This is a genomic window from Chthoniobacterales bacterium (assembly GCA_039930045.1).
In the GTDB taxonomy this organism is placed as follows: domain Bacteria; phylum Verrucomicrobiota; class Verrucomicrobiia; order Chthoniobacterales; family DASVRZ01; genus DASVRZ01.
Map to the genome: position 1 here is coordinate 21,188 of JBDSQB010000007.1, position 14,799 is coordinate 35,986.

The window sequence follows — 14,799 nt, forward strand, 5'->3', positions numbered from 1 at the left end:
GCAAATGAAAACACGCCCGCCCTCAGCCGTGCCGCTGGCAGACGATCTCCACAAAACGAATGATGTTGGGCCAGATCAGGGGCCAGCGCCAGACGTTGTAACAATCCGGCAGACCCGTGTCGTGCACCGCGCCTTCCACGAGCGCAAACCACCGCGAGCGCTCTGGAAAGGTGAGCGGAGTTTCATTCGACTCACCGGCATTCGGCGTGTCCCACCAGTCGTAAATCTGGCGAGTCGCGCGCCAGTCGTAGAAATCCCGATCTCCCATCACATAAAAGACCGGCGGACGATGCATTTGCTGCGCCGGGAAACGCCGCAAGTCGCCGTCGTTGAGGATGTCGCTGCCGAAATGCGCGTTCAGAAACCGGGCGAGCACGGACTTCTTCCGAGCGGCGCAGCGGATCGCATTCCACGACCAGCCGGGCGTCTGCATGAGCACCGCGCCGTCGATTCGTGAGTCCTCGATGGCGGCGCGTTGCGTGGCGAGTCCGCCAAGGGAGTCGCCGATCAAAATGTAAGGCCGGGGAGCGCGGGCGAGTTCCAATGCATTCAGAAAAGCGCGCACATCCCACGATTCGGCGGCACCGAAAGTAAACGGCGCGTCGTCCGAAATTCCATGCGACCGCAAGTCGAATGCGGCGACGGAAAGTCCCGTTTCCTGGCTGAGATAGCGCGCCTGTTCGACGTAGCGAAAACTATCAATCGTGATGCCGTGAACGAAAACAATCGTCCCGGTTTTCCGCGACTCCGGCTGCCACCAGCCGCGAATCGTGCAACCGTCGCGCGAGCGGACTTCCAATGGAATGCAACCCGGCCAGTCGGGCACCGGCGGATGCACGCGCGGTTGCTGAATTTTTCGGAAAAACCGCGCGCCGATCGCCAGCACCCAGCGCGTGACGAAAGCGGGGAGTTTCATCGCACTGGCTGCACCAGATAATAGGAATAATCGGTGTCTGTCGGATGAGCGATTTCCAGAATCGAATGCAACTCGCCTGTGTTTTTGGTGAGTTTTTTCAAGTCGCTCGAATCGACTACCGCGGCCTGAAGCGTGCCGTTTTTGAGTTGGGTTGCAGTCGTCTTTAGCTCGGTAAACGACATTTTTCCGGCATACATGAGAAGACCTTCGTCGCGACCTTCGACGAGGGCGTAGTTCCAGTGATTCGTGGCGCAGAGTTGCCGAACTTGGGAGCCAAATTTGACGAGCCGATCAAATTCGTGACGATACCCTTCGCGCACGACGAAAATGGTGTATCCGCCATAACCAGCGACCGCCAGCGCACCCAAAGTCACGAGCAGGCGAGGGGAGAATCGTGCCCGCAAGACAGGAAGAAGCGCGGCCAAAGTCAATGCTGCCGCTGGGATGACTGGGAAAATGCGGTCCACGCGCTTCGATGGGACGAGGCTCATGGCGATCACGCCGCCCAGCGTCCAGCAGATGAGCCAGAGCGTGGCGGAGTTTTTTTTCCAGTCGAGTTGCATTCGTTTCAGGACGAGCGCAGCGAGGAAAAGCAGACTCCACGGCGCGGTCTTGGTGAGGAGATGCGGCAGATAAAAATACCACGTCTGGTTGTTGTGCACCGCCTTCGCGCCGACGGTGAAACGCCCGAGAAATTCCTTCACCACGACTTGATCGTAGAATGCCGGGTCCTGCCGCATTCGCAGCCAAGTCCAGAGGAGAAAGGGCAGTAACGACGCCAGCGATGCGACGAAATACCCGGCGACGATGCGCGATTTATTTTCCTGCGGCTCCGCAAAAATCAGCCACGCCACGAGGCCCGGTAGCAGAAAGGCGTGGTAGATCGGCCCCTTCGTCATGGTGGCGGCGGTGAGCAAAAGCGTAAGCCAGAGCGTGCCGCGGACGGTCCATTTTTCATCGTTTTGCAGACGCCGCCAGATCAGCCAACCGCTAGCGAAAATGAAAAATGCCAGGACCATGTCCGTGCGCACCATCGTCGCCAGGCGGATCGCGAGCAGGTTCCAGGCAAAGGCCGCCGTGGCCAGATATGCGCCGCCGATGCCCGCGACTTTCAGGCCGCCCTGCCAGAGAAGGATCAAAGTCCCGATGGCCGCGAGCAGCGAGGGCAACCGCCAGGCGGCGTCCCAATTTCCGCTGATCTTGTAGAGGCCAGCCGAGATCCAGCCGACGAGCGGTGGCTTCGTGGCGGAGTCCTGGCGCGGCGTGTGTTGATACCACCACGCGTCGCGCCCGATCATTTCATAGGACGTGTAAGCCTGTTTCGCCTGGTCGTATTCGTCCAGATTCCACGGCAGCCCGCGTGCGATCCAGACGCCGACGATGAGGGCGAACCAGAGGACGGCGAGCCAGCGCGAGGATTTCAATAGACGTCGCGCTTGTAACGTTTGTCTTTTCTCAGAGCCTCCATATAGAGAGCCGCTTCCTCGGGGGTTTTGCCGCCTTCTTTTTCAATGATCTGGTGCAGGGCAAAATCCACGTCCTTGGCCATGCGTGCGCCGTCGCCGCAGACGAAGAAATGCGCGCCCTCCTCGAGCCAGCGCCAGATTTCCGGGGCGTTTTCCAGCATCCGATGCTGCACGTAGATTTTCTGTTCCTGATCGCGCGAAAAAGCCGTGGTGAGTTTGGTGAGAACGCCTTTCGCCATGGCGGCTTCCCATTCGTCTTTGTAGAAAAAATCGGAGGCCGAGCGTTGCTCGCCAAAAAACAGCCAGTTTTTACCCGTTGCGCCCGTCGCCTCGCGCTCTTGCACCATCGCGCGAAATGGAGCCACGCCAGTGCCGGGTCCGACCATGATGACGGGTAGCGTTTTGTCCTCGGGCAGGCGGAATCCTTTCGCCGTGTGAACGAATACCGGGACGGGAACTTCGTCGGTCACGCGGTCGCAAAGGAAGGTCGAGGCAACGCCTTTTCTCTGGCGTCCGTGGCTCTCGTAACGCACGGCAGCGATGGTTAGATGAACCTGCTCCGGCTGCGCCTTCAGGCTCGAAGAAATGGAATATAGACGCGGCTGAAGTTTGCGCAGCGTGGCGACAAATTCCGCCGCCGTCCATTGGATCGACGGATGATCGAGCAGGAAATCGATGATCTCGAGGCCCCAGAGATATTCCTCCAAGTCCTTTTTGAGATCGGGCTGCAGGAGTTCGGCGATCAGAGGTGCGGCTTCGGCCTTGGCGACGATGGCTTCGAGAAATTGTTTCGATGGAGCGGTGATGACGCAATCTTTCAACAACGCGCTGCGCAGGGTGGTGGTGGCTTTGTCGGGATTCAGCACTTCCTCGTCCCCGGTGAGATGCAGAGCGTGGATGATTTCCTCGACGAGCTGCGGGCAGTTGCTGGCGAAAACGCCGAGTGAATCGCCGACCTCGTAAACCACTCCGGAACCAGCCAGCGAGATCTCGAAATGGCGGGTCTCTTTCTGCGAAGTTTCGGCGGTCAACTTGCGATTGACGACAAGTTTCGCTGGATACGGATTTTTGCGGGAATAAAGAGCGGTTGGATCGGCGGACATAAGGCCCAAAGAGTTAGCAGATTGCTTCAATGGGTCAAGCGTGGGTCGAGCGTCACCACTTGTTGAGGAAGGCGAGGACCTTCTTCGCGTCGTAGTTTTTCCCGCTCTCGAAGCCGCTCGTGTCTTGGGTGAAAACCTGATTTCCACCGGAGTCGAGAACGACCAGCACGGGCAGTCCGCGCAAGGTCGGCGTGCCGTAGCGGAGGTTCACATCGTGGTTGCGGTCCTCGTTCGTATCGATCATCACGAGCACATAACTGGCGGCGAGTTTCTCGCGAATCGCGGTGTTGGACTGGAACAACTGATGCAGTGAATGACAGGGCGGACACCAGTTCGCGCCGAAGTCGAGGAGCACGTGGCGGTTCTCTTTTTTGGCGAGTTCGAGCGCACTGGCGATGAGTTTTTTTCCATCGGCCTTCGGGTCGTAAATGTCGGCGCCTAACATTGTCCCGCAGAAAACCGCGCAGGTGAGGAAAATCGCGAGCCGCCTCATGCGAGAGAACTAGCGACGAACAATCACCGGCGTGCCGAGCCGAACACCGTCGTAAAATTTCTTCGCCATGAAACCGGGCAGTCGGATGCAACCATGGGATGCGGGATAGTTAGGAACGTTCCCCGCGTGCAATCCGTGGCCGCCTTGGAAGCGCAGGAAATACGGCATAGGCGCACCGATGTAAGTCGTGCCAGCGGGCGGCTTGGTCTTGCGTGTATCGACATCGGCAACGACGATTTTACGCGTGCCTTTCAACACGTAGGCACCATAAACGCTCGAGCGATGATCGGCATCTTTCTGGATCACAGAAAAGTTGCCCGTGGGAGTATCGTAACCTTCGCGACCCGAGGAAATGCGCGAGACGGCGGCGACTTCACGACCGCGATAGAGCCAGGCTTTTTGCTGGCTGAGATCGATCACGATCTTTGCCTTGCCAGAGGGATTGCGAAATGGATTGAGGTTCACCATCGGGTCTTCTAGCGCACTGCAACCCGTGAGGGCAGCTAGCAATAAAAGCGGAAGGAAGCGGAGGAATTTAGAGGCGAGTGACATAAGATTTTTAGTTTTTAGAACGGAGTTAGACAGCAATGGCGGGCTCGACCCATTTGCCGTGTTCCTGGATGAGGTCGATCAGGCGTTCGACGGCCTCGACTTCGGGGATATTAAATTTTACGGGAGTTTTGCCGACGTAAAGATTGATCTTGTTGGGAGCGCCGCCGACGTAGCCGAAATCAGCGTCCGCCATTTCGCCCGGACCATTGACGATGCACCCCATGATGGCGATTTTCACACCCTTCAAATGCGCGGTGGCGGCCTTGATTTTCGCGGTCGTGGTCTGGAGGTTGAACAAGGTTCGACCGCAACTCGGGCAGGCGACGTAGTCCGTCTTAAAGATGCGCGCGCCGGCTGCTTGCAGGATGTTATACGAGAGCCGCAGCGATTGTCCGGGCGCTTCCTCGCCGCGAACGAGGACCGCGTCGCCGATGCCGTCACAGAGAAGCGAGCCGATGTTAGTCGCGGAGGTTAGGAGCGTCTTCAAAAAGTCGGTGCGCGGAGTTTGGGAGAGTGGATCCTTCAACAAAATGGGGTGTCGCTCCGAGATGCGCGAGGCGAGCAAACGAAACGCCTCGATCACCGGCAGCGCGACGTCATCGGCCACCGTGACTAACATTGGACTGGAACTCGCATGTAGCTCGGCAATCGCCGCCTCGTCGCGGGGATCAATGGCTCGGACGCCGCTTGTTTCCAGCACGATCTCGGGCTGGTAATCGCCCAGTTTGTCGAGCTTGTGAGCGAGCGCGTCCCACTTGGATTGCGTCGTGAAAACGCGCACCGTTTCTTCTCCGCCCAGCGAGACTGAGCCGAGTTCCATTCGACTGCTGGCGCGCCGCCGATAGGCAAAAGGATCGCAGGCCGACGCGTCGGTTTTGCCATTGAGCACGATGTTTTCCACCAAGGCACGAGCCACGGGAATCTCGTGAACGCTGTCTTCTGTCAACGACACGCGCACGGTGTCGCCGATGCCGTCGGCCAGCAAACTGCCGATGCCGATGGCCGACTTGATGCGTCCATCCTCACCATCGCCTGCCTCGGTGACACCGAGATGAATCGGGTAATTCCAGTCTGGCCCCTCGGCGTCGAGCCGCGCGACTAACAATCGGTAGGCATTGATCATCACCTTTGGATTGCTCGACTTCATCGAGAACGTAAAATTGTGATAGCCCAGATCGCGCGCAATCCGCGCAAACTCCAGCGCGCTTTCGACCATGCCGAGCGGTGTGTCGCCGTAACGATTCATGATCCGGTCGCTGAGTGATCCGTGATTTGTCCCGATACGCATGGCGACGCCACGGCTGAGGCAAAGCTGGACCAGCGGAGTGAAACGCTCGCGAATCCGCTCCAACTCGGCCGCGTATTCGGCGTCGGTGTATTCGAGAATCTTGAACTTCTTTGAGTCGGCGAAGTTGCCCGGATTCACCCGGATTTTTTCAACCCACTTGGCGGCTTCCAGGGCGGCGTCGGGCTTGAAATGAATGTCGGCCACGATGGGCACCTGGCAATTTTCCGCGCGCAACCCGGCGACGATGTTCTGCAAATTGGCCGCGTCCTTCACGGTCGGCGCGGTGATCCGCACGATCTCGCAACCGACCGCCACGAGGTCGAGCGTTTGCTGGATCGACGCCGCGGTGTCCATCGTGTCGCAGGTGATCATCGACTGGACCCGGATCGGATTCGAGCCGCCGATGCCGACGTTTCCGACCATCACTTCGCGGGACAGGCGGCGGGCAGGGGAGGGAAGTTCGGACATGGCCGCAAAGTGTTCCCCAAAACGCGGTTTTTCGCAACCAGGGGACGCGCGGCTATTTAATGAGCACGATTTGGTCGCGGTCGGCCTCGGAAAGCTGGATGATTTCCCCGGCTCCAGCCTGACGCGAAAAGAGTTGGGCCGGGACGAGGAGCAGGTCGTTGTTGCGCCATTGGAGTTGGGGAGTATTCACTTCCTGGAAGTCGCCCGTTTTCACAAACGCAGGCGAGTCCGGCAGTTTTGTGGCCATGATATAGATCGTCGCCGGACGCGTCAGCCGGAAGGAAAGAGCCGTCGCCTGGCCGTCTTTCGTCACTCGCCGGGTGGCGATCCAGCGGGTACCCTCGACTTCGGGCGGCAGGACGTCGAACGAGTTGTCGGCAGTCGAATCCAAGTCGTAATAAATCGGCCACTGCGCCTGCACCGGCATATCCATGAAGTAGGCGGGGTTTTTCGGATTCGACGACTGCAACGCTGTGATCGGCAGCGAATCATCGGCCACTTCCGGTGCGCCACCGGCTCCGTAAAAATAGATCACCGCCATATCACTGTGACCCGAATCATCGGCCACGACGGCGATGTTTTTCCCGGTCCGCAACGGCGCGGGCCAGTAGAAAACATTGTCCACATGCTGTCCGTTGCGCGCCTGCGTGTATTGTCCGTTCTCCAGCGTGGACACGGTCTGGCCGTTGAGTGTGAGCGTGAGCCGCTTCGCGCTGCTGTAGGCTTTGATCCCGTTATCAATCGCGCCCATTCGCAGGAAATAGCGCTGCGAAGTCAGGTGCACCGTCGGCTCGGCAGGCCGCAGAAACGTGCGGTAGAGATAGTAGATGTCCTTTTTGTCGCCCGCGTAGGTGAGGAGTCCCTTCGTGTTGATGCCGACAGGTTTCTTATATTTCACGTCGCTGAAATCCCTCATGCACCACCAGAGAAACAGCCCGAGCCGGGCGTTGTCGCCGTGGAAACTTTGCTGGAAATGGTGCTCTGCCACAAGTTGCTGATATTCCTCGGGCTCGTATGTATTCACCTTCCATGTGGCTTGGGCGTAGTGGCAATGCGTCGTGACCATGCCGCCCGCGCCGATCTCGCTGATGAAACCCTGGGGCTGGTATTTTTCCATCTGGTCGCCATACCAGCCGGGGTAAATGTTCTCGCATTTGAAGTCGGCAATGCCTCGTTTCATGTTTGCGACCACCACTGGACGCGACGGATCGAGCGCGCGGACGATGGGCACGCATTGGTCTGCGGGCTCGGGCGCGGCCTCGTTGCCCACGCTCCAAAGCGCGATGGAGGGATGGTTGTAATTCTGCTTCACCATCTCGGTCGTGATCTGGATCGCAGTCGGACTCGCGATGTCGCCGTTCTTCACCCACATACCGTTGCTGTTGCCGTTTTCCGCCCAGCAAAGGACGCCGTTCTGGTCGCAAAGATCGTATTCGAGCCGGGCATGAGGATAATGCGGGAGCCGGAGAAAGTTGAAACCGAGATCGCGGATGACGTCGAAGTTCTGCCGCAGATCATCGTCGGTCACCGCCGAGCCCTTGCGCTCGATTTCCTGGTGCAGATTAGATCCGGCGAGCAGGACCTGGCGTCCGTTCACCTTCACGTTTTTTTCATTCCAGTTCCATTCGACTGTGCGGAATCCGGTCCTTTCCGTGACCTCATCCACCATTTTTCCGCCGACGAAAAGCTGCGTCTCGACAGTGTAAAGTTTCCCCTCGCCCAGTTCCCAAAGCTGCGGCTTCGTGACGGTCGCCGACAGCTCCGCTGCGCCGCGTCCATTCGACTCCAACTCGACTGACGCCGTGACGGTTTTCACTTCGTGCCCCGCTGGATCGAGGATTTTAGAGCGGACTTCGACCCGGCTCGGGCGGTCGGAGGCGTTGCGCAGGAGGACGCGAATCTTCAAGCCCGCAGAATCGGCGCTGACATCGTGCGGCGTGAGGTAAACGCCCGGCGCGGCGAAGTCCGTGGGATCGATATGCACGGGCGCAACGGCCAGCAGCCAGACCTTGCGATAGAGCCCGCCCCAGACTTTGTAGAGGCCGCTCATGTTCGGCAGGAGATCGACCGTGTTCGCCGTGGAATCATCGATATAAACGACGAGATCGTTGTCCGCGCCGGCATGAAGCGCCGCCGTGGCGTCGAAAACAAACCGCGTGTAAGCGCCGCGATGCTGGCCGAGGTGCAGTCCATTCACACTGACATCGGCAATGGCCGCCGCGCCCTCGAAGACGAGATAAAGTTGTTTCCCAGCGAGCGCCGGATCGACCGAAATCGAGCGCCGGTAAACGCCCTTGCTGAGGATGTCGTAAGCGCCGCGAGCTTGGAAATTATGCGGGACTTCGATATCGATCCAACTCGCCTGGGCGAATTCCGGCGTGCCGACTTGCGGCAGCGTGTCGGCGTCCATTCCGCCGAGGAATTTCCACCCGGGACCGGCAAGGGAAATCTGTTGGCGTGGAGTCTGCGCGGCCAGGTTTGCGGAGAAAACGGCAAGCGTCAGAATGGAAAAAAGGAGTCGGGGGAGAATCATGGTGGATGAGAGAGTGACCTTAAAGTTGGCAATGTTAAATGGCCTTTTTCATGGAAACGAGCCCGTTTTCTATCCAAGATGCGGCCATGCGATTCCCCCTGCTGTTTTTCACTCTCTGCTTTGGTGCCCAAATTCTCCGGGCAGAACCGGATGCAACTCCCGAGCTCTTTCGCGATCCGCAGCAGCCGTTGGAAAAGCGGGTGAGCGATCTGGTTTCGCGCCTGACCCTGGAGGAAAAAGCCCAGCTCCTGAACCATAAAGGTTCGACTGTAACTCGTTTCAACATTCGCGCCGACCAGTGGAACCAATGTCTGAACGGCGTGAAATGGGACCGACCGGCGACGCTTTTTCCCATCTGCATCGCGATGGCCGCCACCTGGAACCCCGACCTCGTGCAGCACGAAATCGCGGGCGTTCTCTCCGACGAGGCCCGCGCCATTTACAACGGCTGGCATCTCGACCCCCAAGCTCCCGGCGAGCATAAAGGACTGATCTACCGCGCGCCGGTTATCAACATCGAACGCAACCCCTACTGGGGCCGCAACCACGAGGCCTTCGGCGAAGACCCGTTCCTCACCGGCCGCATGGCCGTGGCCTATGTCCGCGGCTTGCAGGGCGACGATCCGAATCATCTCAAACTCGCCGCCACACTCAAGCATTACGCGGTCAATAACGTCGAAACCGACCGCCAAAAGCTCAACGCCAATCTTTCCGAGCGGATGTTGCGCGAATACTGGCTGCCGCATTGGCGCGATGCCGTGGTCGAGGGCAAGACCTGCTCGCTGATGGCCAGTTACAACGCCATCAACGGCACACCGAACAATATTAACCACTGGCTGCTCACCGATCTGCTCAAAAACGAATGGAAGCACGACGGCTTCGTCGTCTCCGATCTCGGCGGCGTGAAAACCATGGTCGAGGGCCATGAGAAAAGCAAAATGACCTACGTCGATGCCGTCGCCCAGTCGCTGATGGCTGGTTGTGACTTTTCCGACAAGGAGTTCGAGGAAAACATCCCCGCCGCCGTGCGCGAGGGCAAGCTCACCGAGGAGCGCCTCGACGACGCCGTGACCCGCGTGCTGCGCGTCCGTTTCCGCCTCGGCGAGTTCGATCCATTCGACTCCGGCCCTTACAGCAAAATCTCGCCCGACGTCGTCGGTAGCCCCGCGCACCGGGCCATCGCGCTCAAGGCCGCGCAACAATCCATTGTGCTGCTCAAAAACGACAAGCAATTCCTCCCGCTCGACAAAACCAAGCTCAAGCGCATCGCCGTGCTCGGCCCCTTGGCCGACCAAATTCTGACCAACAATTACAACGGCAAAACCAGTAATGTCATCACCGCCTTGCAGGGCATCAAAGACCGTGCCGCCGGCGGCACAGAGATACTCACCACCTATGGGGACGTGGTCGATGGCGGACCAAAGCGGTGGGTCAAAGTGACGCCCGAGGACAAGATCGACAAGGACGCCGAGCTGAAAAAGGCGGTCGAACTCGCCAAACAGGCGGATGTCGCCATCGTTTTCGTCGGCACCACCGGAGCCGTCGAGCAAGAGGGCCGCGACCGCAAAACCCTCGGCTTGACCGGCAATCAGGAGGAACTCGTCAAAGTCGTCCTCGCCGCCAACCCTCGCACGGTCGTCGTGCAAATGAGCGCCGGCCCGCTGACCGTTCCGTGGCTGAAAGAAAACATCCCCGCCATCCTCCAGGCGTGGTGGCCCGGCGAGGAAGGCGGCCACGCCATCGCCGACGTGCTCTTCGGCGACGTCAACCCCGCCGGACGCCTGCCGCACACCGTCTATGCCTCCGAAAAGCAAGTGCCGCCGCTCGACGAATACGACGTCACCAAAGGCTTCACCTACATGTATCTCAACGGCGCGCCGCTCTATCCCTTCGGCCACGGGCTGAGTTACACCACATTCGCCTATTCCAACCTGCGGTTAAGGGCCAAAGAAGTTGCCACGGGTGACCAAGTCAGGGTCACCGTGGATGTCCAAAACACCGGCCAGCGCGCGGGTGACGAAGTCGTGCAGCTTTACGTTCACGAGTTGAAACCCGCCGTCAAACGTCCAGCCAAAGAACTCCGGGGCTTCAGCCGCATTGCGCTCCAACCCGGCGAAAAGAAAACCGTCAGCCTCAGCCTGCCCGCCGAAAAACTCGCCTATTGGGACGAGAAAACCCACGGCTTCGTCGTCAATCCTGGCCCCTTCGACGTGCTCGTCGGCGCTTCCTCCGAAGACATTCGCGTGCAGGATCAACTCACCATTCGACCCTAACTCCGCGCCTTCACCGAGCGCCGGTTCGTCTTCAATTTCTGCTGAAGCAAGATGAGCACGGCGGCTTCCTCGGGCTTTAACTTCGAGAGCGACCGGTCGATTTTTCCCTCCACTCGCTGCTGGACCGTGGCGATGGTGTCGCCGGTGAGATAGCTGTCGAGGATCACCGGATGCACGTAGCATTTGCGGCAAACGGAGGGCGTGTTGCCGAGCATCTTCGCGACGGCTTCGATGGCGGAAACGACGTTTCTCTTCGCCTCGGCTTGCGCGTCAAACGCCTCAAACTCCCGCAGCGCGATCGCCGCCAGCACCGTCCCGGCCCACGTCCGGAAATCCTTGGCGCTGAAGTCCTCGCCGGCGATCCCGCGCAGGTATTCGTTCACGTCCTGCGAGGTGATCGTGTGCAGCTCGCCGTCCTCGCCTTCATACTCGAACAAATCCTGACCCGGCATCTCCTGACAACGCCGCACGATCTTCGCCAGTTGCGGATCTTTCACCGCGATCTCGTGACGCACCCCACTCTTGCCCTTGAAGGCAAACTCGATCTTCGCCCCCCGCACGCGCACGTGCCGGTTGCGCATCGTGGTCAGGCCATAGGAGCCGTTTTGCTTCACGTATTCGTCGTTGCCGACACGAATCAAAGTCCCTTCGAGCAGGCTCACCACCGTCGCGAGCACCTTCTCGCGAGGCATTCCACGGCGGGCGAGATCGCGTTTCACCCGGCGGCGAATCTTCGGCAGCACCCGCGCAAAAGCGATCATGCGGCCAAATTTATTCTCATCCCGATGCTCCCGCCATTTCGGGTGATAACGATATTGCTTCCGCCGCCGGGCATCGCGTCCGGTGGCTTGAATGTGGCAATTTTCGAGTGGGCAAATCCACACGTCCGTCCAGGCAGGCGGGATCGCCAGCCGCTTGATCCGAGTCAGGGTCGAATCATCGTCCACGGGAGTTCCATTCGGATGGAGGTAAACGATTTCCTCGCCCCGTTTCTCACGCCGGATGCCCGGTCGATCGTCGTGCGTGTAGCGTAGCCCGGCCTCCCTGGCCTCTTCCTGAAGGGCGTCCACAAACGGATTCGGGATTTCGGCGGAGGGGCCATTCATCACACCTCTGATTCGATTCTAACTCGACTCACGAGCGTGGAAAAACACGAACCGACGACGCTAAGAAGCAGACCGACGGCGCTAAAAAGCAGCGTGGAGGTCTAAAAAAGTAGCGTGGAGACGCTAAATAGCGGCGTGGAGGTGCTAAAAAGTGGCGTGGAGACGCTAAAAAGCAGCGGGGAGGCCTTAAAAAGTGGCGCGGACACGTTAAAAACCGGAGCGACGGAGCTAAAAACAGCGCGTGATCCTTTACGGAGCAGTTACGGGAGCCAACACGTAGCGAAATCCATAAACCACGTCGCGCTCGTTGCGATCCGTGACATTCCGATAAGCGCTGAGGATTTCCGCCCGATCCTTCGTTCCCCAGGAGCCGCCCCGCAGCAGGCCCCAGCCGCGCTCGCTGGCGTTGTAACTGTCGGCGCACCATTCCCAGACATTGCCGCTAAGGTCGTAAAAGCCATTTGAGTTAGGTGGAAATGAAGCCACGGGCGCCGTTTGCAGATAACCGTCGGCGTATTTCGGCAAACCCAGATTCGCGATCGCAGGCGGAGGCGGCCAGGTTTTGCCCCACGGGAAAAGCTCCTTGTTGCGCCCGTCGCGCTTCTCGGGAGTGTCGCCCGGCTCCACGGGCAGACCGGCTGCGGCGCTCCATTCGGCGTCGGTCGGCAGGCGATATTCCAGCGTCTGATCGATCTGACCCGCCGCCTGTTCCCGGGCGGTGAGCCAATGGCAAAAGGCGTTGGCGTCGTTCCAATTCACGCTCACCACGGGGTAGAGATCGGTCGAGGCAAAGTCGGGCTTCTGCCAAACCGCCCCGGTCGCCGCGCAAAATTCCAGCCAATCCCGCACGCGCGTCTCGGTGTCGGCCACCCAGAGATCGGCCACGTCGGGCAAGGGGAGAAGTTTTTGCCCGAGCGAATTCGTAAACGGCTGGCCCGGAGTTACAATCCGCTCACGCTCCAGACGCGCGGCGAGAAAGGTCTGGCTGGCGGCCTCGACCTTCCCCTGAACGTGCGCCGTGCGCCAGCCGGGAAGCTGTATTTCGTAGTCCACTTCGCCGGGCGTGATGTCGTCGAGGAGGCAGGGCGTGTGGCCGATTTCGACGCCGTTGTGCAGGACGCGCGCGCCGTTCGGGGCGCTGATGATTTTCACGCTGCCGTTGGTGAAACGGAGTTGCGCCGTGTTTGCCAGATTGGGCTGCAACTCGACTGTTTGCTCGACGGTGGCGGCGGCGATTTGCGCGACGATGCGGTATTCGCCCGTGGGCAGATTCTTGCAGGAAAACGGCGTCACGCCCTGCTGGCGAGTGGGTTTTTCATCGCGGAAATGAAGCGGCCCCTCCAGCGTGCAGGCGGCTCCGGCGGGCTCGGACGTGATCTCCAGATCGCCGTGGCTGCGAGCGAGGACAAAGGCGGCCGGGGCCGCATTCTGCTCCGGCTCGACTTTCATTCGTATGTCCACCGGCGCAAACCCGTCGCGCATGATGTGCAGCCGGTAATCGCCCGGCTCGACGCTGGAAAATTTCGCCGGACTGCTGCGCACTTTCTCGCCGAGCAGCACAGTGGCTCCCGGCGGCTCGGTCAGAATCGTGACGCTTCCCGGCTTCTCGTTCGGCGCACTTTTGGTGAAGTGAAATGCGGTCCAGCCCGCGAGCAGGAGCAGCAGCGCGGCCAGCATTCGTTTCACCGGACGCTTCTTGCGCTCGGCGTCGAGCAAGGCGAGTTCGTGTCCCATCGCGGCGGCGCTGGCGTGGCGGCGCTTCGGATCGTTGGCGCAGGCCTTCAGCAAAACCGGGTTCAGCCGCAGCAGGAGCGCGCGGTCGTCGCGTTCATCCAGATCGTCCGGCAGATCGGGAAAATCCATCCGGTCGCGGCCCATGCTGATCTCGTAGAGCACTTTGCCGAGGCTGTAGAGATCGGCCGAATTCGAGCCCGGTCCCTCCGCCGGAACGTAGCCTTCGGTGCCGACGAACGACTTTTGGCCGGTCGCCGCGACGAGTCCGATGTCGGCCAGTTTCGGTTCGCCGCCGACAAAGATGATGTTCGCTGGTTTGATGTCGCGATGCGCCAGCCCATGACGATGCAACTCGGCCAGAGCCGACGTTAATGCGACTCCGAGGCGAATGCATTCCGCCGCAGGAAGGCGCGTTTCCCGGGTGAGTTCGCTCGCCAAAGTGCGCGGCTGATACGTCTCCGGCTCGATCTGTTTCCCGCCGCCGACGTCGTCCGCCAGCTCCATGATGTAATAAAAAAACGCGTTGTGCGGATCGCGCCCGACATGCAGCAAATGGACGAAGCCGCGATGCGCCCGCGACACGGGTTCAAAGGCGGTCATGCCGCCAAATTCACGTTGAAAAATCCGCTCGTGATCGAAGTTGGCCCGCCAAATGACTTTCACCGCCCGCCACGCTCCGGTGATGCTTCGCGCAAGCCAGATTTCCCCGTAGGCGCCGCGTCCGATCACGCGCAGCATCTCGTGGTCTGGAATCGTGGGAGGCATCGGCTAAGAAAGATTTAGCCACAACCGAGTCGGACGAGATAGCTCCTTATTTATTTTTCTCCATCAGAGGAGCAAAGAACACAGAGTTCACAGAGGAAAATC

At 59.7% G+C, this 14,799-nt stretch carries 10 protein-coding genes; 1 reads left to right on the forward strand and 9 read right to left on the reverse strand.

The genetic code is table 11. The annotated features are described in order from the left end of the window. Positions 1 to 22: 22 nt before the first annotated feature. The 7 genes from ABIT76_06420 to ABIT76_06450 are packed head-to-tail and all read right to left on the reverse strand — an operon-like array spanning position 23 to position 8,819. Positions 23 to 916, reverse strand: a complete 894-nt coding sequence (locus ABIT76_06420) for an alpha/beta fold hydrolase (GenBank protein MEO7932774.1) — start codon at positions 914 to 916, stop codon at positions 23 to 25. Continuing rightward, positions 913 to 2,340 carry a glycosyltransferase family 39 protein gene (locus ABIT76_06425; GenBank protein ID MEO7932775.1) on the reverse strand — a complete coding sequence of 476 codons (1,428 nt, stop codon included), beginning with the start codon at positions 2,338 to 2,340 and terminating at the stop codon, positions 913 to 915. Before ABIT76_06425 ends, ABIT76_06420 begins: the two co-directional genes overlap by 4 nt. Continuing rightward, positions 2,337 to 3,632 (reverse strand): sulfite reductase subunit alpha, encoded by a 1,296-nt coding sequence (locus ABIT76_06430; GenBank protein ID MEO7932776.1) that lies wholly within the window; start codon positions 3,630 to 3,632, stop codon positions 2,337 to 2,339. The genes ABIT76_06425 and ABIT76_06430 overlap by 4 nt, the downstream gene beginning before the upstream one ends. Continuing rightward, complete coding sequence (locus ABIT76_06435; GenBank protein MEO7932777.1) at positions 3,538 to 3,978, reverse strand: thioredoxin family protein; 441 nt, start codon at positions 3,976 to 3,978, stop codon at positions 3,538 to 3,540. The genes ABIT76_06430 and ABIT76_06435 overlap by 95 nt, the downstream gene beginning before the upstream one ends. Positions 3,979 to 3,987: 9 nt before the next feature. Further along, positions 3,988 to 4,530, reverse strand: a complete 543-nt coding sequence (locus ABIT76_06440; protein MEO7932778.1) for a L,D-transpeptidase family protein — start codon at positions 4,528 to 4,530, stop codon at positions 3,988 to 3,990. Between the two features lie 25 nt (positions 4,531 to 4,555). Further along, complete coding sequence (gene ispG / locus ABIT76_06445) at positions 4,556 to 6,286, reverse strand: (E)-4-hydroxy-3-methylbut-2-enyl-diphosphate synthase (protein MEO7932779.1); 1,731 nt, start codon at positions 6,284 to 6,286, stop codon at positions 4,556 to 4,558. A gap of 52 nt (positions 6,287 to 6,338) precedes the next feature. After that, a complete protein-coding gene (locus tag ABIT76_06450; GenBank protein ID MEO7932780.1) occupies positions 6,339 to 8,819 on the reverse strand; it encodes a glycoside hydrolase family 2 TIM barrel-domain containing protein in 2,481 nt (826 codons plus the stop codon). An 86-nt stretch (positions 8,820 to 8,905) separates the two neighbouring features. Here ABIT76_06450 and ABIT76_06455 point away from each other — a divergent pair, with 86 nt between their 5' ends. Then, the gene (locus tag ABIT76_06455; protein ID MEO7932781.1) at positions 8,906 to 11,092 is read left to right on the forward strand and encodes a glycoside hydrolase family 3 C-terminal domain-containing protein; all 2,187 of its coding nucleotides are present in this window, start codon (positions 8,906 to 8,908) and stop codon (positions 11,090 to 11,092) included. Here ABIT76_06455 and ABIT76_06460 read toward each other — a convergent pair. Beyond that, a complete protein-coding gene (locus ABIT76_06460) occupies positions 11,089 to 12,198 on the reverse strand; it encodes a DNA topoisomerase IB (GenBank protein MEO7932782.1) in 1,110 nt (369 codons plus the stop codon). The genes ABIT76_06455 and ABIT76_06460 overlap by 4 nt on opposite strands. 249 nt (positions 12,199 to 12,447) lie before the next feature. Then, positions 12,448 to 14,697, reverse strand: a complete 2,250-nt coding sequence (locus ABIT76_06465; protein MEO7932783.1) for an SUMF1/EgtB/PvdO family nonheme iron enzyme — start codon at positions 14,695 to 14,697, stop codon at positions 12,448 to 12,450. Positions 14,698 to 14,799: the final 102 nt, after the last annotated feature.